The sequence below is a fragment of the Vibrio sp. D420a genome, from assembly GCF_030248625.1.
Lineage (GTDB): Bacteria > Pseudomonadota > Gammaproteobacteria > Enterobacterales > Vibrionaceae > Vibrio > Vibrio fortis_A.
Window position 1 is genome coordinate 44442 of the sequence record NZ_JAHGAN010000028.1, and the last position, 21702, is coordinate 66143.

General features: G+C 43.6%; 15 protein-coding genes. 10 read left to right on the top strand and 5 right to left on the bottom strand.

Annotated features, from left to right (window positions below; all coding sequences use genetic code 11):
- Window positions 1-38 precede the first annotated feature (38 nt).
- On the bottom strand, window positions 39-791 hold the full coding sequence (locus KI743_RS17865; RefSeq protein WP_285467526.1) for a class I SAM-dependent methyltransferase: 753 nt from the start codon (window positions 789-791) through the stop codon (window positions 39-41).
- A gap of 266 nt (window positions 792-1057) precedes the next feature.
- On the opposite strand from KI743_RS17865, the gene KI743_RS17870 reads away from it, so the two are divergent.
- From KI743_RS17870 to KI743_RS17880, 3 genes are all read left to right on the top strand, one after another.
- Window positions 1058-1522 (top strand): GNAT family N-acetyltransferase, encoded by a 465-nt coding sequence (locus KI743_RS17870; protein WP_150872599.1) that lies wholly within the window; start codon window positions 1058-1060, stop codon window positions 1520-1522.
- The gene (locus tag KI743_RS17875) at window positions 1519-2115 is read left to right on the top strand and encodes a LysE/ArgO family amino acid transporter (RefSeq protein ID WP_285467528.1); all 597 of its coding nucleotides are present in this window, start codon (window positions 1519-1521) and stop codon (window positions 2113-2115) included. Before KI743_RS17870 ends, KI743_RS17875 begins: the two co-directional genes overlap by 4 nt.
- A gap of 196 nt (window positions 2116-2311) precedes the next feature.
- Window positions 2312-5044, top strand: coding sequence for a glycoside hydrolase family 3 protein (locus tag KI743_RS17880; protein WP_285467529.1), 2733 nt, complete (start codon window positions 2312-2314; stop codon window positions 5042-5044).
- A gap of 99 nt (window positions 5045-5143) precedes the next feature.
- Here the strand turns inward: KI743_RS17880 and KI743_RS17885 are convergent, their stop codons facing one another.
- Window positions 5144-7015 (bottom strand): methyl-accepting chemotaxis protein, encoded by a 1872-nt coding sequence (locus KI743_RS17885; protein WP_306416904.1) that lies wholly within the window; start codon window positions 7013-7015, stop codon window positions 5144-5146.
- 530 nt (window positions 7016-7545) lie between these two features.
- Between KI743_RS17885 and KI743_RS17890 the strand changes: the two genes are divergently transcribed.
- A complete protein-coding gene (locus KI743_RS17890) occupies window positions 7546-7770 on the top strand; it encodes a hypothetical protein (RefSeq protein ID WP_152549186.1) in 225 nt (74 codons plus the stop codon).
- A 186-nt stretch (window positions 7771-7956) separates the two neighbouring features.
- Window positions 7957-9741 (top strand): transporter, encoded by a 1785-nt coding sequence (locus tag KI743_RS17895; RefSeq protein ID WP_285467532.1) that lies wholly within the window; start codon window positions 7957-7959, stop codon window positions 9739-9741.
- A gap of 186 nt (window positions 9742-9927) precedes the next feature.
- Here KI743_RS17895 and KI743_RS17900 read toward each other — a convergent pair whose 3' ends face one another.
- A complete protein-coding gene (locus tag KI743_RS17900) occupies window positions 9928-10638 on the bottom strand; it encodes a 3'-5' exonuclease (protein ID WP_285467534.1) in 711 nt (236 codons plus the stop codon).
- 3 nt (window positions 10639-10641) lie between these two features.
- Complete coding sequence (locus tag KI743_RS17905) at window positions 10642-12501, bottom strand: DUF294 nucleotidyltransferase-like domain-containing protein (RefSeq protein WP_285467536.1); 1860 nt, start codon at window positions 12499-12501, stop codon at window positions 10642-10644.
- A gap of 232 nt (window positions 12502-12733) precedes the next feature.
- On the opposite strand from KI743_RS17905, the gene KI743_RS17910 reads away from it, so the two are divergent.
- The 5 genes from KI743_RS17910 to KI743_RS17930 all read left to right on the top strand — a co-directional run bounded on the left by KI743_RS17910 (window position 12734) and on the right by KI743_RS17930 (window position 19580).
- Complete coding sequence (locus KI743_RS17910; protein ID WP_285467538.1) at window positions 12734-13513, top strand: SDR family NAD(P)-dependent oxidoreductase; 780 nt, start codon at window positions 12734-12736, stop codon at window positions 13511-13513.
- 221 nt (window positions 13514-13734) lie between these two features.
- Window positions 13735-14052 carry a cupin domain-containing protein gene (locus KI743_RS17915; protein WP_285467540.1) on the top strand — a complete coding sequence of 106 codons (318 nt, stop codon included), beginning with the start codon at window positions 13735-13737 and terminating at the stop codon, window positions 14050-14052.
- 713 nt (window positions 14053-14765) lie between these two features.
- Window positions 14766-15632 carry an oligogalacturonate-specific porin KdgM family protein gene (locus tag KI743_RS17920; protein WP_032548923.1) on the top strand — a complete coding sequence of 289 codons (867 nt, stop codon included), beginning with the start codon at window positions 14766-14768 and terminating at the stop codon, window positions 15630-15632.
- Between the two features lie 134 nt (window positions 15633-15766).
- Window positions 15767-17626: a hypothetical protein gene (locus KI743_RS17925; protein ID WP_285467541.1), complete on the top strand. Its 1860-nt coding sequence runs from the start codon at window positions 15767-15769 to the stop codon at window positions 17624-17626.
- A 385-nt stretch (window positions 17627-18011) separates the two neighbouring features.
- The gene (locus KI743_RS17930; protein ID WP_285467543.1) at window positions 18012-19580 is read left to right on the top strand and encodes a polysaccharide lyase family 7 protein; all 1569 of its coding nucleotides are present in this window, start codon (window positions 18012-18014) and stop codon (window positions 19578-19580) included.
- A gap of 174 nt (window positions 19581-19754) precedes the next feature.
- Here KI743_RS17930 and KI743_RS17935 read toward each other — a convergent pair whose 3' ends face one another.
- Complete coding sequence (locus KI743_RS17935) at window positions 19755-21509, bottom strand: polysaccharide lyase family 7 protein (RefSeq protein WP_373417845.1); 1755 nt, start codon at window positions 21507-21509, stop codon at window positions 19755-19757.
- Between the last annotated feature and the right edge of the window lie 193 nt (window positions 21510-21702).

Here is a 21702-nt window from a genome sequence, read left to right on the forward strand (position 1 = left end):
GCCTGCGTTTTTCGTCTCATAAGAAAATGTTTTTGGCTTTAGTGGGCGCCTTTTTTGACACAAGTGATGATAGCGTTACCTGAGTTCTGCTCCCAAGGCGTCAGCTTTTCATAGTCGTGCTCAAATAAGTGAACATCGAAATACGGTTCGAGGATTTGAACGATCTCTGCGAACGTGAATGCAACCATCGGATGCTCATCATGCCAGATTTGCGTCTGACCATCGGTTGTTTTCTCAATACTCAGCTTGAGTGCTTGTCGATCGACGTCACCAGCGTAGTACCACCCAGAACGGAAGGTGAATGCGTCTCGCTCTAGATTACTAGTGTGACGCACAAACAGATTGTTGTTGATCTTCGCTTTATCGACAACATTGAAGCAGAAGATACCATCAGGCTTTAAAGCAGCATGCACGCTCTCTACACAAGCTTTCAGTTTATCAATCCCATCGTTGTAATGAATCGAGTAAAGGAAACAAGTAATCAAATCAACGGGCTCATCTACTGTAAAGTGGCTCATGTTTTGTTGTGAAAACTGAGCTTCAGGACAGCGTCTCATTGCAATATCTAACATAGGTTGGTTCAAATCAAGCCCACTGCTGGTGTAGCCGTAATCAATAAAATGACGCACGTGCGGGCCGGTACCACAAGCGAGATCAAGGTGAGTACGACCGGTATTGCCGAAGATTTGATGTAATCTACGCACACAGTTACTTTGTGATTGATAGTCGATATCGAGACACATTAAATCGTAGTAACCAGAAAGATCGGTGTAGAGAGCATTAGTACGCATGTTGACCCGTAATGATGTGAATAATGTTGGAGAAGTGGCGCATCGTAAGGAACGTACTTGAGAAAGAGAAACAAAAAGGATTTATCGAGACGAGTAAATAGTTTTGCTATTGATTGGTAAGTCGCTGCTCTGAAAGGTTTATCTTCGAGCTTGAACTATAAATAAGGGTTCAGTTATGCTCTGAGGCTAGTTTTCTGTTCATCAATAAGAAGACAGTTAATATAAAGGCAGCATTAGAAACCCAGTAATACAAAGGAATGGATTCAATGGAAATCAGAAAGGATGATTTGTCGGGCGGCGATGTCATAGCGCTACTCGAGGAACACTTAGCCGACATGTACGCGACTTCACCACCTGAAAGCGTTCACGCTCTTGATGTCGGTGCACTAAAATCTTCAGACATTACGTTTTTCAGTGCATGGAAGGCTGATGTTTTACTTGGTTGTGTAGCAATCAAAGAGCTTGAGCCACAGCACGCAGAGCTTAAATCGATGCGAACATCTCGTCATGCACGAAAGGGCGGGGTTGCCAGCAAATTGCTGCAGCATGTACTCGAGGTTTCCTCTTCTCGTCAATATCAAACACTGAGTTTAGAGACGGGTTCTGAAGAGTACTTTAAACCAGCTCGTAACCTCTACGAGAAATTTGGCTTTCGTTATTGTGAACCTTTTGCGGACTACAAGCTCGATCCTCACAGTCACTTTATGACGATAGACATTCAATCAGCATGACCACATATTTATCAGGCTTCTCCCTTGGCTTATCTCTGATTCTAGCGATTGGCTCCCAAAATGCTTTTGTACTGAAGCAAGGTTTGAAAAATCAGCATGTCTTCATTGTCTGTTTAGTCTGCGCTGTGTCAGACGCACTGTTGATCAGTTTTGGTGTGGCAGGTTTTGGTGCAATTGTTGAGAAGTTTCCACAAATAGAACAGATCGCTCGATTTGGTGGTGCGCTGTTTTTGGCGGTGTATTCAATATTGAGTTTTCGTTCTGCGTTTACCGAAAACCACGCGCTAGAAACCCATGTTCAAACCAAAGGCTCTCTGCTTAAAGTGGTGTCGGTATGTTTGGCATTTACTTGGTTAAACCCACATGTGTATTTAGACACCGTCGTATTGCTTGGGTCTATCTCCACCCAGTACCAACCGAATGAAATGCAATTTGCCATTGGAGCGATCACTGCTTCATTCGTGTTCTTCTTTTCATTGGGGTTTGGGGCGAGATTTCTCTCTCCACTATTCAGTCGCCCTAAGTCATGGAAAATACTAGAGTTTATAGTTGGTGTTATGATGGCAACCATTGTAATCAGCCTGATTATCTAACAATCCTTAAGCGCTATATCACTGAGCCCACTTAATCTTATGATCAGTGGGCTTTTTGTATCGACACACCGGACTTCTTCGATTATTTGAATACTCACTAGGTTGCTAATATTGATATGCCTATTGATGTCTATGCTTTTGTTTTTTGTTCTACACTTAAGCTATTGAATATCGTCAATTAGCTAGGAATTACAAAGTGATATTACACAATTATAAGGCTTTGTTAGGAGGCGTTGCTGTAAGCTTGGTTACTGCTCCTTGTGCGATTGCGGACCTTCCGATTGAAGTAAATGTAGTAAACGAAGAACAGAGGGTTACTACTCCCTATTATTCAGAATGGCCATCATTAGAGAGTGCGATTGCAAAAGATCCTCAGATTGAAGCTCGTATCGCAGATATCTTAAGTCGTATGACATTGGGTGAGAAAGTCGGGCAAATGATCATGCCTGAATATCGACAAGTGACGCCGGCAGAAGCCAAACAATATAAGATCGGTTCAGTACTTAACGGTGGTGGTGGCTGGCCGAATGAAGATAAATACGCAACGGCGCAGGAGTGGGCGAAACAAGCGGACAGCTATTGGCTTGCGTTGGATGAAGCCTATGCCGGCCGAGGGTTCCGAATTCCATTTATGTGGGCAACCGATGCTGTTCATGGGCACAACAATGTTTATGGAGCGACTCTGTTTCCCCACAATATCGGCCTAGGTGCGGCGAACAATCCAGACTTACTTCGTCAGATTGGTGAAGTAACGGCAATAGAAGTCGCAGCGACTGGCATTGACTTAACTTTTGCTCCTACGGTGGCTGTGCCAAGAGATTACCGTTGGGGAAGAGTTTACGAAGGCTACTCAGAGTCTCCAGACATTACTTATCACTACGCGCCTGCGATCGTGGAAGGGCTACAAGGTAATCAACAACAACTGCAAACCGAGTCCAAAGTGATCGCCACCGTTAAGCATTGGCTCGGTGATGGTGGGACTAACAATGGTGTAGATCGAGGAATCAACCACTCCACAGAAGACCAGCTACGTAACCTCCATGCGCCAGGCTATTTCTCAGCTATAGAGGCTGGTGCGCAAGTGGTTATGACGTCATTTAACTCTTGGCAGCAAGTTGACGAAAATGGAAATAGCGACTCTGACGCGAACTCAAACCACAGTGGCAAACTACATGGTAGTCGTTACCTTGTCACGGATGTACTTAAAGGCAAACTAGGTTTTGACGGTATCGTGGTGACCGATTGGAATGGGCATGGTGAGGTAAAAGGGTGTACCAATGCCAACTGCCCGCAAGCAGTCCTGGCAGGTAATGACCTGTTTATGGTGACAGATAATAAAGATTGGAAAGGTTTTTATCGCAACGTCATAAAGCAGGTGCGAAGTGGCGAAATTCCGATGTCTCGAATCGATGATGCAGTGACTCGAATACTGCGAGTGAAAATGAGAGCAGGGCTATGGTTTAAACCGAGACCTTCCTATCGACTCTATGCAGGTGATGAATCTTTACTTGGTGCAGACAAACATCGGCTGGTGGCAAGACAAGCGGTCAGCGAATCCTTGGTGTTGCTAAAAAACAACAATCAAATTTTACCGCTCAACTCAAATAACCAAACTTATCTTGTCGTCGGCAGTGCTTCAAATGATCTGCAAAAGCAGAGCGGGGGCTGGACGTTAACTTGGCAGGGCAATGAGAATAGACGCTCTGACTATAGAAACGGTGAAACTGTACTTGAGGCTTTCGTTGAGCAAGTTGGCGAGAAAAGAGTGTTTACCGACCCAGAGACCGCGCCGATGGATGCCATTGCGATTGTCGTAATGGGTGAAGACCCTTATGCGGAGATGTTTGGTGATATCAAGGAACACCAAAGTATTGCTTATTCAGATCTTAAAGCCAGTTATAAACGCGATTTACGTTTACTAGAACAACTCAAGCGGCAAGGTTTTGAGGTTGTTACCCTGTTTTTCTCAGGCAGACCTCTGTATACAACGCCGGAGCTCAATTTGTCAGATGCCTTCGTAGCAGCTTGGTTACCAGGAACCGAAGCGATGGGCATCACCGATGTGTTGTTTGGTGTGAACGGCAAAGATTTTACTGGACGATTATCGTTTAGTTGGCCACGTGATAAGTGTGTGAGTAATGTAAGCCGTTTTGAATCCCGGATTCCAAACTATGTGATTCCAGAAAACGAGCTTTCTCCAGAGGAGAGCCCACCGTTGTTCGAATATGGCTACGGCTTAAGTTATCAAAAAGCACAGCATTTGAATGAAATAGAGTTAGATAAAGAAAGAATTGGCTGTGGTAAAGAGATCCAAAAAACTAAAGCGATCCATAATTTGGAGATCTTCGGGAGACTTGCCGGTGATCAGTTTGTGCCTAAAGTAAGTGGTCAAGTGACGCAGTGGAAGGGAACCTTTGTCTCTCGCTCAAAAGTGACGGAAATTGGTACCGCGCACACCACACCAATCAACTATAAACACCAACAGGATGCGCTTTCTGTCAGCCTTGGACAGTCGTTACCCATGCAGTTCTATCTGCAAACACCGGATAAAAAAGGTGTTGATTTGACGGACTACTTATTTGCAGGCGCAGACTTGGAGTTCGACATTGCGGTTTATGGCTCAGTGCCTAAGTCTCTAAAACTCGCGAGTCACTGCGTTTACCCATGTGGTGCAATCGCGTCAATTGAGAAAGAGCTCTCACAAGCGCTGGAGAACAATAACGAACCTTGGTTAACCGTTAAAGTGCCTTTGAGTTGCTTGGCTGAGAATGGCTTAGATTTTTCTGATTTGAATACTCCCTTGCTTCTTTACTCCGATGAACCGTTCGATTTTGAGATAGGTGAAGTTCGTTACGTACCTGAGAGTCAGCAAGTTGATGATAAGCGAGCACTGTACTTGTCATGCGGTTTATTTAACCAGATTAAGTAGGAAAGAGTAGTTTCTAACTCGACTAATCGATAACAATGAGAAGGCCGCTCTGTTGGGAGCGGCTTTCTGGCTTTTGTCGGTTATATTTTAGCTTAGAGGTTAAACCTTAAAACGACTCATCAAGGTGCTGATGCTGTGGTTGAGCTGTTTAATCTCGACGGACTCATTCACTTGATTCACGCTGAGCTTATTGAGCTCAAGCACAATTTGGTCAATCTCATGGACACTCTTAGTGATGCTCTGTGTGACGGCGTTTTGCTCTGCTGAAGCACTTGAGATATCACTGTTGAAGTGGCTGACAACTTCCATCTTCTCACTCAATCTAGAGAGCATTTCAACAGCTTGAATCACTTGATTGCGTGTTTTCTCACAATTGGATTTAGTGAGTTCAATCGACTTCACCAAGCCTTCAGACTGGCCTTGGAGGTTAGAGAGCGCTTCCTCAATTTCAGAGGTGCTTTCTTGAGTTCGATTCGCCAACGCTCTTACTTCATCGGCGACCACTGCAAAGCCGCGACCATGTTCACCTGCACGTGCGGCCTCAATCGATGCGTTGAGTGCGAGTAGGTTGGTTTGTTCTGCAATACCACCGATGACGGTCACGATAGATTGAATACTCTGTGATTCGTTTGCCATCGCAATGATGTCGTGAGATGTTGTATCGACTTGCTCTTCTAGAGCATTAATGTAGGACTCCGTCAGTACATTGATCTGCTTAGTCTCATCACTAAAGGTGGCTGCGTTATGAGCGGCCTCAGCTGCAGACTGAGAATTTTTCTCGACCTCAATAGAGGCGTGAGACAAGCTATCAATCGCCGTGACAACTTGGCTAGTCTCGTTGGTATGAACTTGCAACACGCTGTTGGTTTCTTGGCAACAACCTTCGATGCTTCCAACTTTCCCTTCAAGCACCACGTTCTTCTGTTTTACTTCGGTGATCATGCTCTGTAGACCACTGATGAAGATATTGATGTCTCGGGCGATCTTGCCAAGGTCATCATTGGTTTTCTCTTCTAGACGCTGAGTTAAGTCACCGTTACCTTGGGATAGGTCATGAACAATGTTACGTAGCGAGATGATTGGGTGGTACAGCATATTAAGTAGCAAGGTCATCACCGCAATTGAACAGACGACAGCTGCGACTATTAACATCTGAGCATTAAAGACCACATTATCAAGGGTTTGCATTGCAATTTTAGGATCGATAACAGAGATCATATGCCATTGATTTGAATCACCAATATTGACGACTTTAGCCATCAACATCATCTCTTTCTGGTCGATATTGCCGCGAATAAATACTTCTGATTGACGTGTTGCTGCCGCTAATTGAGTGATGGCTGGTAAGGAACTGATCATGCTTTGAGGTGCAATGCTCTCAATGGTCGAAGCGATGATCATGCCGTTGTCGTCAACGATTAAGCCTCGTGCTTGGTAGATTTTTTCGAGTTCACCGAGTTTATCTTCCAAATCATCAAAGCGAAGGTCGGCCATAAGCACGCTATCTTTAAAGGAATACATCACTCCAACCATTGGTGTTTGCGTACTTTTAGTAAAGAACAGGTCGCTAAAAGAGAGCCCAGAGCGGGTTTTTGCTTGTTTATACCAAGGACGAGTCGTTGGGTTGTACTTTTCAGGAATACCAATACCGTTTGGGAAGGATTCGGAAGGGCGTGAAGTAAAAGAACGGCCATCATCGAAGCCAATCACCATCTTATCGATACCGCCCAGTTTAGCAGCGTAGTGCATCAACGCCTGATTCTCGACCTCAAAGTTTGCGGATTTGAGCTCTGCTGCCGTCGAGTTCACGACAGAGATGGTGCGTTGTACATCTTGCTCAATTTCATTGATTTCTACAGAGAGAGAGCGGTCGATCTCTTTGTAAATGGTCTCTTCAACCTGCTCTTTGGCGAGATTGAACGAGAACCAGTTTGAAGCGATTAGCGAAACAGTGGTGACAGCGGCCACCATCAGGATGAGTTTGCCTTTAAAACCTAGTGGAAATAACGTTTTTTTATTTTTCATAATTTTTCACGCGAATAGACAAGTGAGTTTAGACATTGATTGTGTCGTTCTAAAACGGCTCTTCATAACCAATCTTGTGTAATGTTATTGTATTATTTTTAGGTTATGCAATCTGTGAGAAAAATCTATCTGTAAAATCAAATAATCACCAACTATGTGACTTAACTAGAATTTACAACTAACACGACTTCCCTTCAGATCCCCTCTTGTTATGCCACAAGTAACAATGCATCGACCGAATGAGTCATTACTCATTTATTGACTTAGCTCTCTATTTCGCAATCAAAAACTAACCATTTTAGATTATTAGTAATACAATAATGCTGATTGAGGTGTTTGGAGGCCTTGTATGTTGTTGTTAAACACCTCAATCATTTGTTGCTTTTGAACTAGCTTATGTTTGGTTCATCGAAGTTACAAATGAGTTATGTTCCCATTTTACTGAACACAGTAGTTAGCCGAATTTGGTTAGAAAATTGAGTAACGCCAGTAATTATGAGGCGAACGTAGAATTCCGTGGGGGTATCGTTTGTCTTTCTGAACGTTCTCTTCCTGCTTTTGTTCAGGCGGTTTATCCGTTTTGCCCACGTCTTGTTCTCGGACGTGGGCTTTTTTATATGTATGACAAGGCTCTGGTTTTTATCTGTGGTGGGAAAAAGGGAGATAAAAAGACCACACAGTTGATTTATAAAACGGGCTAATCCCTTTCTCTAAAAGGGTTAAGCGCCTCAAATGACACTAGAAACTCACAAGGATCGACGAATTCACAAAAATAATATTAATCTGCCATTAATCACACTTTTGACTTATTGTAGTACAATAGGGTGGGTTTATAGCTATGATGTACAGGTCGAAACTAATTATAGAAAAACAAAAGGTCTATTAGAATGGAACTCAATACAGCTATTGTAGGCATCTATTTCTTATTTCTTATCGCTATAGGATGGATGTTCAGAACGTTTACTAGTACCACCAGTGATTACTTCCGTGGGGGCGGTAACATGCTCTGGTGGATGGTAGGTGCTACGGCATTTATGACGCAATTCTCCGCGTGGACATTTACAGGTGCAGCGGGTAAGGCATACAACGATGGTTTTGCGGTCGCAATCATCTTCTTAGCAAACGCTTTTGGTTACTTCATGAACTTTGCATACTTTGCTCCTAAGTTCCGTCAACTTCGCGTTGTTACCGTAATTGAAGCTATCCGTATGCGTTTTGGTGCTGCGAACGAGCAAGTATTTACTTGGTCTTCAATGCCTAACTCTGTTGTATCAGCAGGTGTTTGGTTGAATGCACTCGCAATCATTGCTTCTGGTATCTTCGGCTTTGATATGACGATGACAATCTGGATCACTGGTCTGGTTGTACTCGCTATGTCGGTAACAGGTGGCTCATGGGCGGTAATTGCATCTGACTTTATGCAGATGGTTATCATCATGGCAGTAACAGTTACTTGTGCTGTCGTTGCCGTTGTTCAAGGTGGTGGTGTTGGTGAAATCGTCAATAACTTCCCTGTGGGCGATACGGGTTCTTTCGTAGCGGGTAACAACCTTAACTACTTAAGCATCTTCAGCATCTGGGCATTCTTCATCTTTGTTAAGCAGTTCTCTATTACTAACAACATGCTTAACTCATACCGTTACCTAGCGGCAAAAGACTCTAAGAACGCTAAGAAAGCAGCACTTCTTGCATGTGTGCTTATGCTTGGTGGCGTGTTCATCTGGTTCATGCCTTCTTGGTTCATTGCAGGTCAAGGTGTAGACCTATCTGCTGCGTACCCTGAGGCTGGTTCTAAAGCGGGTGACTTTGCTTACTTATACTTCGTACAAGAGTACATGCCAGCAGGTATGGTTGGTCTTCTTGTAGCAGCAATGTTTGCAGCAACGATGTCTTCTATGGACTCAGGTCTAAACCGTAACTCAGGTATCTTTGTTAAGAACTTCTACGAACCAGTTGTTCGTAAAGGTCAGGCATCTGAGAAAGAACTCGTAACCGTATCTAAGATTACTTCTACGGCATTTGGTATCGCTATCATCCTTATCGCGCAGTTCATTAACTCTCTAAAAGGTTTGAGCTTGTTCGACACCATGATGTACGTTGGTGCACTAATCGGCTTCCCAATGACAATTCCAGCATTCCTTGGTTTCTTCATTAAGAAGACTCCAGACTGGGCAGGTTGGGGCACGCTAATTGTGGGTGGTATCGTTTCTTACATCGTTGGTTTCGTCATCAATGCAGAAATGGTGTCAGCAGTATTTGGTCTTGAAGAGCTAACTAAGCGTGAATGGTCTGATGTTAAGGTTGCCATTGGTCTTATCGGTCATATTACGCTAACAGGTGGTTTCTTCATCGCTTCTACTCTGTTCTACAAACCACTGCGCGAAGATCGTCAAGCTGATGTAGATAAGTTCTTCAACAACTTAGAGACACCATTGGTTGCTGAGTCGACTGAACAAAAGAAACTGGATAACAAACAGCGTCAAATGCTTGGTAAACTTATCGCAGTAGCGGGTGTGGGTGTGATGCTTATGGCTCTTCTGTCTAACCCAATGTGGGGACGTATGGTGTTCATCCTGTGTGGTGCGATTGTAGGTGGTGTTGGTATGCTGCTTGTGAAAGCGGTGGATGACACGGTTGAAGAGAAGGGCACGGTATCAGAACAAACCTCATGATGGTTGATACATCCTTAATTTCAAATAAATAAGTTTAAAGCGGCTGATAGTTCAGCCGCTTCTGTCGTTTTTATCGTATTGCTTTCGACTCAAGAAGTGACTTGTTGTTTTTCGATAAATAAAACCCCGATATGTCATCCATATCGGGGTTATTTTTTTAGGGTAAGGTTTTTGTATCGGTGATCTTTACTTGTGACTCAAACTATAGAGCTTGGCGATTGGTACTGATGTCGTTGGAGAGAGACGTTTCTTTTGTGCTAAGAAGAGCTCTGCTGTAGAGACCGCATCGATCAGCGCGTTGTGATTGTTATATTCTGGCAGCCCATAACGCTCGCGAGTCGAAGACAATGAGTAGTCTAGGTCATGCTCATTTCGCGCTTTTGCCATGTTCTTTTCGATCGCTAACGTATCAATCCACAAGATAGGCAAATTCACCACTTGATAGTAGGTATCCAAGTAGCGGTCGATGAATGCTTTTTCTACGCCACAAGCATGAGCAATGACTATTTTACCTGCGGCAGCTTCGAAAAATTGAGTCATAGCATTAGATAAAGAGATACCATCTCTGAGCATTTGCGGGGTGATGTGGTTGATCACCGCGGTTTCAGGTACGACGGAAGACTCTTCATTAATGTATAGGTGTGACGCCGAGTTGAGATTGATTTTGTCGTTGTTTATCTCGACCCAACCCATAGACAATATAAGATCGCTCTCTGCTTGTAGCCCTGTAGTTTCAAGATCTAAAACAATATAGCTAAGCTCATCGGCTGTTGTATCGAGCGAACACTCTGGCTCAGATACTAATGCTTTGAGTTCTGGGGCTTGATGGCGCTGCTCAATAAACAGTTCTCGTCTTCTATTCAGCCGCATTAACGGGTGAAAGCGTTTAAACAGCATTGACTAGCCTCCGAATTTCACTTTTGCGGCATCCTGCAATTCCGCGACGATTCTAAAGGCATCTTTTAAGTGTTTACGCTCAAAGCTACCAAAACTGTTTGGATTGATGTGGTTGTTAGGCTCACCACCATGTTTGAGCGCTTCGAGTTGATGACTGAATCGGAAAGAAAGAATGAAGCGATACGCATTTATAATGTTCTTGTACGAATCTTCGCTGAGTGAACCTTTCTCGAATGCAGTTTTAAATCGCTCATCTGTCGCTGAAAGGTCACAAGATACGGCCAGCCCATAGATACGCGCGAGATCGATGATCAGGTTAATCGCGTACTTCTTAATATTGAGTGTCTTCTTGTTTTCACCGGTTTTTTCAAGAACCAAGCTATTGAAGATGCCTAAAGGAGGGTTGGTATTCACTGCATCGTTAACCAGCATAGTAAGGAAGCTTCGATTGCTTTGAATATTTTGATGAAGTTCGTCCCTTAGAATCTTCTCAAACTCGCTGTTGCCATAAACCGAACGAATTTCGAGGAAAACGCTGATGTTAAGTAAGCGTTCGTATTCTGGGTTATCAACCCATTTCTTGTAGTACTGTTTCCAGACGGACAAAGGTTGGCACCACTTTGGCGTAGCTGCCATGTATTTGCCTGGGCAAAGTGGGTAGTGACAGCTCTCTAAGCCTTTGGTGACAATCATGGCTAAGTGTTTGAAGTAAATACGATCGTTATCGGTCGCGTCGTCAGACAGTACAATTGCACTGTCTTGATCTGAAAGCATGTGTACTTCATTACGAGCATGAGAACCGGCAACAATCCACGCGAAATCACAAGGTGGAGGACCTAATTTATCAATGGCAATCTGAATCAGACGGCGAGTATACGCATCCATGATCATTGTCATCACCTTACCGACAACTTCTGGACTCACTTTGCCTTCAACCAAGGCTTCAAAAATTGCCTGACGTTCTGGAGTAAACTTGGCCAATGACGATACGCTACCTGCGTATTTGATCTTCTCAATAAGGAAGATGGCTTGAACACGGTGGTTTTGAACTAGGTGAGTGGTCGTCAAAAGCCCGACCACCTTATTGTCTTGTACGACGGGTAAGTTACGAATATTGAACTGCATCATCATCGATGCCGCTTGTAGTACAAGGTCGTCTGGAGAAATCGTTAACGGTGACAGTGTCATGACTTCCGATATAGGGCGACATATGCTGACATCTTTAGCGATCACGCGCTTGGTCATGTCTCTGTCTGTAATCAAACCAACAATGTCATCTTCTTCATATACCACTGCACAAGGGGATCGTTGAATAAGCATCTCTTTAGCAACGTCTTTAATTGGTTGCTCCGCAGTAACAACGGCTACGCGCCCGCTAGCGACATCACCAACTCGGCGTATAAACAGACCTTTCTCTTTGTTTGACCAAACTACATCTAACGCGGATTTTAGGCGAACTTGTGCCTGTGACGCGAAATGTTCAGCCGATTCTGGATGTTTGGTAAATAGCGTTTTGAGTGCTGAGTGGGGCACTGAGTAGATGAGTGAGTTTTCAATTGCGATCGCTTGATAGATTTCACTGCTGTCTTGTTGTTGGCCGAGGAATGTAAAGCCAAAGAGATCTTCTGGCCCTAATTTCGCTCGCAAAACACCGTCTGACTTACGCTGCTCTAAAGCGCCGGTGCGAACAATGTAGAGCGCTTTTTCGCCTTTGTTTGAGCAAAGGTCAATGACTTCTCCCTTTCCGACATAGCTTATCTGTATCTGAGAGGCGAGCTCTCTTAAGGCGTCTTTAGGCACCTTGTCAAATGGGTCAATTTTATCGATAAACTGCAATATGTTGGGTAAAAGGGTATCTGACATAACTGGTGCTCATTAAGATATATTTGTATGATTATAGCGTGGTTTTTTGGTTTCTAAAACTAGAATCATGATTCAGTCTGACTGTTGCCTAAATCACTAACTATAAGCAAAGTAGTTGATAAAATCGGTGTTGTCTTGAGTTATAGATCTCGTTGTTTAACTTAGGCTATTGTTGCACTTATGGTGGTATTGTATTATTAATTAAGGTAAGGCAGCAAAAGGTAACCATTAGATGTTTGATGATTTAAAAGGCAAGCGAGTGTTAATCACTGGCTCAACGTCGGGTATGGGATTAGCAACGGCAAAGTACTTTGCTCAATGTGGAGCATATGTAGGCTTGAATGGTCGTAGCTCGAGGACTCCGGAAATTGAAGCGATCTTAAACGAATTGAAAGCGCTGGGGGGAGAGGCTGAATTCTTTCAAGCGGACCTAATGCAATCATCAGGCTGTGAAAACCTTGTTGCTGACTTTACAGATCACTTTGGTGGGTTAGACGTATTGATTAACAATGCTGGTGGGCTAGGTGGGAGAGAGAACCTAGAAGATATTGATGATGCATTTTTCGATCGTGTAATTGACCTTAACGCGCGCTCAGCATTGATGGTCACCAAATATGCGATTCCACATCTAAGAGCCTCAGCTTTAGAGTCAGGTGAAACATCGTGTGTTATTAGCACTGGTTCAATCGCAGCGCGCGAAGGCGGCGGTGTAGGGGCAGGTTTATACGCAGCATCAAAAGCTTGGCTTCATGATATCCATCGAAACTGGGTTAAAGAGTTCACCAAGGATCGTATTCGTTTCAATATCGTTTCTCCAGGAACGATTGATACCGCTTTTCATGACGCTAAATCGGATGAGGTTAAATCAAATATAGCTAGCTCAATACCTATGGGGCGGTTTGGACGTGTGGATGAGGTTTCTCCGAGTTTCGCGTTCTTCTCATCTCATGCGTGCGCAGGTTATATCACTGGGCAAATTCTCGATGTGAATGGAGGTCAAATGGCGCCATAGTTTATCTCGACTCTTAATGTAAAAAATCTCAGAAGAGCCAGCACCTAGCTGGCTTTTTTGATCGACTTACGTAAAAGCAATAAAACAAATCGATTGCGTAAAAAGAAAGAGGGTGACGCTATTCACATAATTATCGGTTATTTGTATGACAAGTTGTGTGTGTAGACTAAAGTTCGCTTAATTAGCCATCCGCTCATCAGATTTAGCGACAAGGAATGAACATGAATCTCTTTTATGAAGCCGACAACCACCCGTGGGAATACTTAGGTAATGGATTGAAGCGCAAGGTGGTTTCATTAACCAAAGATTTGATGGCCGTTCACCTCTGTTTTGATAAAGGGGCGGTCGGTGCAGTCTACGATCACACGGTACAAGAGCAGATTGGATACGTGGTAAAAGGGAGTTTCGAGGTTGAAGTGGATGGCAATAAGAAAATCCTAAATGCAGGGGATGCATTTATGGCTCATCGACATCTTGAAAATGGCGCAAAGTCTCTTGAGCACGGCAGTGTCTTGCTAGATTTAGTCAATCCACATTAATGGCAGATTCGAAGCAGCAAAAATCCCACATAGTATCTATTCATTACGATATCCCTCGTTCTTCAAGCACGACTTCTCGTCCTAGACGCGTCTAGTATTAATCTAACCAATCGCATATTCACGGTTGGTTTCTACTTCTCTTTTCATCTACCTCACCGTTTTTGAACGTTCTATCTGAGTAGCGTCCCACTTAAGGGCGGACGCCACCTCTAAACCATCATTCGACTTCCTGATATCAAGTAATCAATTTGTATCATTTTATATTCCACATATGTCATATCTTATCCTTGATTGGTAGTGCTGGTGAGGTTCATTCAATTCAACGCGAAGATATCGAATTGGGTTTGGAATGGGCTTATTTTGTTAGATTGAATCATTACTGGAGCTTATATTTTGTATGTTTTATCATTTCTAATTCACATTTTTTAGCTTTCCTTTATCTTTATTGATTTTATCTGCCATCCTTTTAAATATGGAGCCTTCGTGAATTTTTCTCTGTTTTTGTTCAATGATCTTTATTTATTTGTATGAATAAATGTTTAGGTTTGGCGTAATGTTCCCCTCGCTTCTGTGACTTATGTTTTAGTTTCGACGTAATCATCGCAGTTATTGTGAGAGAGCTCATTCTATCGGTACGCACTATTTGAAGCTTAGTTCCATTTGTCTAACAATAAGACTTAATCCAATTGCGTAACAAAAGAAGAGAAGGGAATATGAAAAATTCTAAAGTGGCTATTGCAGTGGTTACAACACTATTTGCCGGCATGGCATCGGCCGCGTCAATTGATTACCGTTACGAATATCGTGCTGCTACCGATTACACCTACGAAAAAGATGGAACGAGCGAAACTCGCCATGTCGATGCGCGCCATCAACATCGTGTGAAATTGGGTGACAGCTTTAAGCTAGACGACAAGTGGAAGCACTCATCAAGCCTAGAAATCAAATTCCATACAGACGACTCTTATTACGATGCTGACTCGGGCAGCGTTAAGAATGCCAACAGCAAAAGTTTCTACAACGGTAACTGGTATATCTACAACATGGAGTTAGATAACACTGCTACTTACAAAGTGAACAGCAATTGGTATCTACAAATGGGTATGCCAATCGCATGGGATTGGGATGAGCCAAACTACAACGACGGTGACTGGAAAATGAAAAAAGTCACTTTCAAACCTCAGTTCCGTGTTGGCTACAAAGCGGATATGGGTCTAACCACCGCTATTCGTTACCGTCACGAGTACTCAGATTTCCGTAACCACACTCGTTTTGGTGACACGGACAACGAAACTGGGGAGAAGCTAGAATCTGCTCAGAAATCAAAGATCACTCTAACGGGCTCATACAAGGTTGAATCTTTACCTAAGTTGGGTCTGTCTTACGAAGCTAACTATGTGAAATCTCTAGATAACGTACTTCTATACGACAACGATGATTGGGAATGGGACGCGGGTATCAAGGTGAGCTACAAGTTCGGTTCTTGGAAACCATTTGGCGAACTTTGGTCATCAGATATTAGCTCTCGCTCAAGTGACCGTGAAGCGAAGTACCGCGTGGGTATTGCTTACTCATTCTAATGCGTAACGAGGCAATAGTTTAAGGTTAGCTCTGCGCACAGTGGAGCTATGTTTCTCTGTCATATCCTCAATACGGATGAGAAAACCTTTTGTCTAAGAATATATAAAAGTTATAACGAACAAGAGAGTTTATTATGCAGATTTCTAAAGTGGCAACAGCAGTCGCACTGTCTACTGGCTTACTTTTTGGCTGTAATAGCGATGGCTTACCTGTACCGACAGATCCTGTAGTTCCGGCACCGGATTTAAAAATTACCAGCGGTTATTGGCAACTGGGTACAGCTGCATCAGCGACGAGCTTTTCAACGAGTAGCACAGATCTTCCCAATGTTTACGTGTTTAGCGAAGACGGTAATCACAAATATTACGATGATGACGCAACACCTGGTACATACGTGATCAAAGATGCATCAGCATCAACCAATGACTACGATGAAGACGCCGGTACTATTTCATTTATGCTTTACGATAGTGGCACAACAATGGAAGTATCTGGTGAGTTCACGCTAACAGAAGCTTCGGGAGACACACCTGCATCAATGACATTTGTTGATGAAGATAACGGTGTTGACCTATCGGGTTCAGATGAAGTTGATAATGATTCTGTTAAAGATGCGGTTGTTGATGCCAATGAAGATAGCGGGATTAATAATGTCGTTCAAATCTTGGATACAAACTTTGGCGGCGCTAAAAATGACGTTGGTGAGCTGCGTCTGAAATTGTCTGAGTCTGCGGCAGTATCTAGCATTGCCTCTGGTAAATTATCAGTAGACCTAATCTACCAAGTCGATGCAGACACGAATGAAGAAGCGAACGACAGTGGTAACAACGCTTACATCTCTTTGTATGGTTCTGGCACTTCAAACACGAACCTACACGGTGAAGTAATCTTCAATGCGGGTGAAATTTTTTACCGTTCAACGGTTGTTAGTAGTGGTAAACCACAAATTTCTGAAGAACCAGTAGGTACTTATGAGCTAGGGGAAGACTTAGCGGTTGAAGTGAGCTGGGCAAATGGTTACTACACGTTCACTATCAATGACACTGTATACGACAACAGTGGTAACGGCTTTGAGTCATTCGATAAGTCAGCAGTTACGGTTATTTCATTGAAGTTGGGTGATACATCGAACACCACCCACTATGAACTTATCGCCGATAACTTCATGGTTTACTCGAACGATGAGACTGATAATCAAGTGGTTTTCGAAGACAATTTTGATAGCTACGCAAACGGTGCTGCTCTAGGTGGTTCAGACCCTTACAATAATAACAGTGCGGAAGCGACAGTGGTTACTGAAGGAGAAGACCCAACGGATCCAACAGATCCTGAGCCAGAACCAGGTGAAGTAACAGATGACTTCGATAGCTACACGGCAGGCACTCGCATTGATGCCGCAAACAGCGCTTACGCTATCAAGGGTGATAAAGACGGTGATGATGAGACAACAATTGTTGCAGAAGTAAGTACTGAACAAGCTAATTCAGGTGACAACTCACTATTGTTGCATGACAACTCAACACTAGGAAAACCTGTTGTATCCCGTACCTTTAAAGATGGTGGTGCGGAATCGGGTTCGGTGTCGATGTCTGTGTACATTCCATCTGATGGTTATGTGAAATCAACATACTTGTTCTTAGGTTCGTCAGATACTGCATCTTCGAGCAAGCGATTTACAGAAGTGGCATTTGGTAGCTCTGCGCTCAAATTCCGTAACGAAAGTGGCAGCCAAAAAGACCTAGCGTCTTATTCTCAAGATGCTTGGGTGGACGTCACAATGGCATGGGAGCCAAATTCAGACAGCTCTGGCTATGATGTGACGATTACGGTCGATGGTACTGAGTACACGTCGTACGAAGAAGATGGCATGACTTATCCTCTCGTTGCTGAAGCTGATGAAGGTGCACCTATCATGTTTGCAGCTTATGTAGGTGATAACTCGAGCAGTGGCACGTACAGTTACTTCGACGACTTAGATTCTGAATTATTCTAAATCACAGTTTATTGAGTTTTAAAGAGGCCATTTAGGCCTCTTTTTTTGTTTTTTACCCGCTCAAATAACCAAGCTTATGCCTATCTTAAGAGCAAAAACAGAGCACAAAACAAGAAGGTTTGGCCGGTTAATTTGCTTCAATAAGACTCCGATCTCATTTATCTATGATTCGATGGTTATGTATAAGAGCGCGATCTCATTTATGACTTTTTAGGGGTATTTGTATTACTTTATTATGTTTATACTTGTGTCATTAGCGTGAAGGACATAGCTAATACGGTACATGGAACGTGGCTTAGAGCTTGAGTTTCATATCAATAAGGTATCTTGTCCTCGTCTTATAATACAAATAATTCAAACTTAAGCATTAAAGGTGAAAGGTCTAATGAAAAGTATCTATCTAAAAAGCTTGCTTGCATCTTCGATTGTTCTAGCCGTTGGTTGCGCGAGTACTTCAGCACCTGTAGTAGAGCAGTTTCCAAACAACAAAGAAACGGGTGAGCCACTTCTAACGCCAGTTGCTGTGACGGCAAGTAGCCACGATGGTAATACACCTAGCCAACTTATTGATGGCAACATTATGACTCGCTGGGCTGCAAACGGTAACGGTGAGCACGCAACGTTGGATTACGGTTCAGTTCACGAGTTTGATGCGGTTCAAGCGTCGTTCAGTAAAGGTAACGAACGCGTGACGTCGTTTGACATTCAAATGAGTGAAGACGGTGAGAACTGGACTACTGTACTTAAAGATCAGAAAAGCTCAGGACGTGCGATTGGTTTAGAACGCTTCCAGTTCGAGCCTGCGGTAAAAGCGCGTTATGTTCGTTACGTGGGTTACGGTAATACTAAAAACCAATGGAACTCAGTAACAGAGCTTGCGGCTGTAAACTGTGGTATTAACGCATGTCCTTCAAGTCACCTTATTTCAGATGCTGTCGTAGCTGCAGAAGCAGATATGATCGCGCAAATGAAGGCTGACCAGAAAGCACAAAAAGAGCTGCTGAAAAAGAACCGTAAAGGTGATTTCGGTGCGCCACTCGTGCGCCCTTGTGAGACAACGGTAGAGTGTGACCTTTCTCAGCCAATGCCGACACCAACGCTGCCTGCAACGTTGCTGGCAACTAATGCACCTGGTGAGAACTTCGACCTAACACGTTGGAAGCTGACAACACCTTATGACCACGATGGTGATGGCCGTGCAGATGACGTTGATGAGTGGGATCTAGCACATGGCTTCCAGAACGAAGACATTTTCTACACTGCAGAAGATGGCGGTATGGTGTTTAAGACTTACGTGAAAGGCTCACGCACTTCTAAGAACACCAAATACGCTCGTACTGAGTTCCGCTCAATGCTACGTGCAGGTGAGAAGTCACACAAAACTAAAGGTGTGAACCCGAATAACTGGGTATTCAGCTCTGCTCCAATTGAAGATCAGCAAGCCGCTGGTGGTGTAGACGGGACCCTTAAAGCAACACTGAAGATCGACCACGCAACAACAACGGGTCAATCTCATGAAGTGGGTCGTTTCATCATCGGTCAAATCCACGACAAAGATGACGAGCCAATCCGCCTTTACTACCGTAAGCTTCCAAACCAAGCAACGGGTACTGTTTACTTTGCTCACGAAAAAACTAAGACGGGCACAGAAGATTACTACAATCTAGTCGGTGACATGACGGGTGAAATCGGTGAAGACGGTATCGCACTTGGTGAAATGTTCAGCTACGAGATTGACGTGAAGGGTAACATCATGACAGTGACTCTGATGCGTGAAGGCAAAGAAGACGCGGTTCAAGTGGTTGATATGAGCGACAGTGGTTACGACGAAGGTGGTCGTTACATGTACTTCAAAGCGGGTGTATACAACCAGAACATGTACGGTGAGCCAGATGACTACGTACAAGCAACTTTCTACGAGTTAGACGCAACATACGGTGAGTTCCAAGGTTAATCCAACTAGCGCTCTCTAGTAAAAAGAACGATAGAAACTATCAAGCCAGTAACCTTTGTTGCTGGCTTTTTTGTATGCGCATAAAAAAGCCATAGAGTCTTTAACGGAGTCTATGGCTTTATTTACGATAGAGTGGGGAGCTAATCTATTAAGCTCCACACCGATTATAGAGAGTTACTGCACATGTTCAGTTGATACTTCACTAAAGCTGACATCGAAGATCTCGCCTTGGTATTTATCATCAGGTTTAAATTGAGGGTAGATACCGGCTTTAAAATAAAACGCGATGTCATCGCTCGCCCAATCACTACTTAGAGTGACGGTGTCACCATTCATGTCAATGTAGTTAGCTCCCCAGTCAATTTGGTGGGAAACAAGGTTACTGCCATCGGTGTCTGTGGTTGCGAGGAACAGTCCATCTTGTGTTGCACGGATAATGTAGCGCCATTCTTCATTAGCAGCGTATTGGCCTAAGGTTACGCTAAACGGTTCACAACTCGCGCAGTCTTGGTTATTACGCTCAAAACTGTCGTTGAGGATGACACGAACTGGCCTGTCATTACCTTCCCAAAGCAACTTAACCAATGCTTGGCTGATCTTCCAGCCATGAATTTGTCCCAATACAACCTTAGGGCGCTGCTCACTGAAGTCGAGATCTGGATACTCATTGATTTGAAGTTGAGCTTCAAGGGTATGGTTTTTTGCATTGGTACGAAGATCGTTGAGGTACCAACTGGTGTCTTCGTCACTGGTGCTGCAGTCTGGGTTATCTGTGCTAACGTAAAGCTCTCTTAGCTCAGAACGAATGTAATTAGAGTTTGCTGTCGATGTGCCGTATCCCATATCAGCCCGAAAGTGCATCTGACCATCAACAACGTTGAAGTAGGAGAGCCCTAAGTCATTGTCATAGATATTGCTGGCGTTCGACAAAACATCTTTACTCGAGTTACAACGCTCGGGTTCAAGTTCGGCAGCACTATTACCGCCACTGCCGTACCAATCATCTTTACTTGGCGGGATAGTGATCTTCCAGTCATCAATATTCCATTTGGCCGAGGTGTCAATATTCTCTTTCTCGTAGGTGAGCTGGTTAAACTTCGCTTCGCCTTCTCCATTTTCAAACTGGTTGTAAATACCAGCTTTGAAGTAACTGAGTAGGTGCGCCCAGTAGGAGATATCGATATTTGCTTTCGATTCGTCGTTCACTTCGATAGACAAGGTGTTTTCGAATATTGAAATTTCGAAACGGGTAAAGTCATCTAAGTCTGCTTCACCTAAGTCATATCGAGTATAGGAATCGCTGCATCCTTCGGCATTTGCATCTGAACTGCAGTCTAACGCGTTGTTTTTAAGAACAGCCCAGTAATGGCCCGTTAAGCCGTTTCGCTCTTGCTCCCAAACAATACGAACCAAGGGGTGAGGGATGTAACCTGTTCCATCAGAACTGGTGCCCTTATTGTGTATTTGCAAAAAAGTGACTTCATCATGATCAGCGGGTGAGTTGGCCATAGCGAGGTCAATTTCGGGTAGCTTAACTTCTGCGTAGAAAGTGCGCTTAACACCGTTTTCACTAACATCAAAGTTCTCAAGCTCGCGTACCTCTGAACGCATCTTGTAGTTCGACATTTTGAATACAAGATATTCGGTGTCTTCCTCGGCGTAGAAGTAGTCACTTTGATAGTTGTCGAATGCTCCGTTTTTGACCTCAGAAGTCTTATTACCTTCACTACCTTTCGGATCAGAGACTTGCAGATCTGAGTTATCTAAGATGCTCTGATATTTAGCAATGCTGTAGGGTGCGACGGTTTCAGTGGGATCGGTTGGTTGGTTTGGGTCAGCGGGCTCACTCGGAGATGAAGAGGAAGAGCTGCCACCACAGCCCGCGAGTAGTACGGTTATGACCGCTGCGGTGATTGGTTTTAATTTCATCATACTGGTTATTCTTATTATGGGAAAACTTAATAATTACATTTGTAATATTTTAACTCAAATGGGTGATTCTGATTTTGTGACTCAATGTGAGTCTTATGTCTTCACTGACCGCATACTTTGGTCAAATTCCGGACGAACAGTTAGATATCGATGATTAGTTGCCTTTTCATAAGCTTATTAAAGAGATATG

Excerpts from the sequence above, each read along its gene's own strand:
- KI743_RS17865 (WP_285467526.1), bottom strand. The coding sequence starts at position 791 with ATGCGTACTAATGCTCTCTACACCGATCTTTCTGGTTACTACGATTTA.
- KI743_RS17870 (WP_150872599.1), top strand. The coding sequence starts at position 1,058 with ATGGAAATCAGAAAGGATGATTTGTCGGGCGGCGATGTCATAGCGCTA.
- KI743_RS17875 (WP_285467528.1), top strand. The coding sequence starts at position 1,519 with ATGACCACATATTTATCAGGCTTCTCCCTTGGCTTATCTCTGATTCTA.
- KI743_RS17885 (WP_306416904.1), bottom strand. The coding sequence starts at position 7,015 with ATGGTGGCCGCTGTCACCACTGTTTCGCTAATCGCTTCAAACTGGTTC.
- KI743_RS17895 (WP_285467532.1), top strand. The coding sequence starts at position 7,957 with ATGGAACTCAATACAGCTATTGTAGGCATCTATTTCTTATTTCTTATC.
- KI743_RS17900 (WP_285467534.1), bottom strand. The coding sequence starts at position 10,638 with ATGCTGTTTAAACGCTTTCACCCGTTAATGCGGCTGAATAGAAGACGA.
- KI743_RS17905 (WP_285467536.1), bottom strand. The coding sequence starts at position 12,501 with ATGTCAGATACCCTTTTACCCAACATATTGCAGTTTATCGATAAAATT.
- KI743_RS17910 (WP_285467538.1), top strand. The coding sequence starts at position 12,734 with ATGTTTGATGATTTAAAAGGCAAGCGAGTGTTAATCACTGGCTCAACG.
- KI743_RS17915 (WP_285467540.1), top strand. The coding sequence starts at position 13,735 with ATGAATCTCTTTTATGAAGCCGACAACCACCCGTGGGAATACTTAGGT.
- KI743_RS17920 (WP_032548923.1), top strand. The coding sequence starts at position 14,766 with ATGAAAAATTCTAAAGTGGCTATTGCAGTGGTTACAACACTATTTGCC.
- KI743_RS17925 (WP_285467541.1), top strand. The coding sequence starts at position 15,767 with ATGCAGATTTCTAAAGTGGCAACAGCAGTCGCACTGTCTACTGGCTTA.
- KI743_RS17930 (WP_285467543.1), top strand. The coding sequence starts at position 18,012 with ATGAAAAGTATCTATCTAAAAAGCTTGCTTGCATCTTCGATTGTTCTA.
- KI743_RS17935 (WP_373417845.1), bottom strand. The coding sequence starts at position 21,509 with ATGAAATTAAAACCAATCACCGCAGCGGTCATAACCGTACTACTCGCG.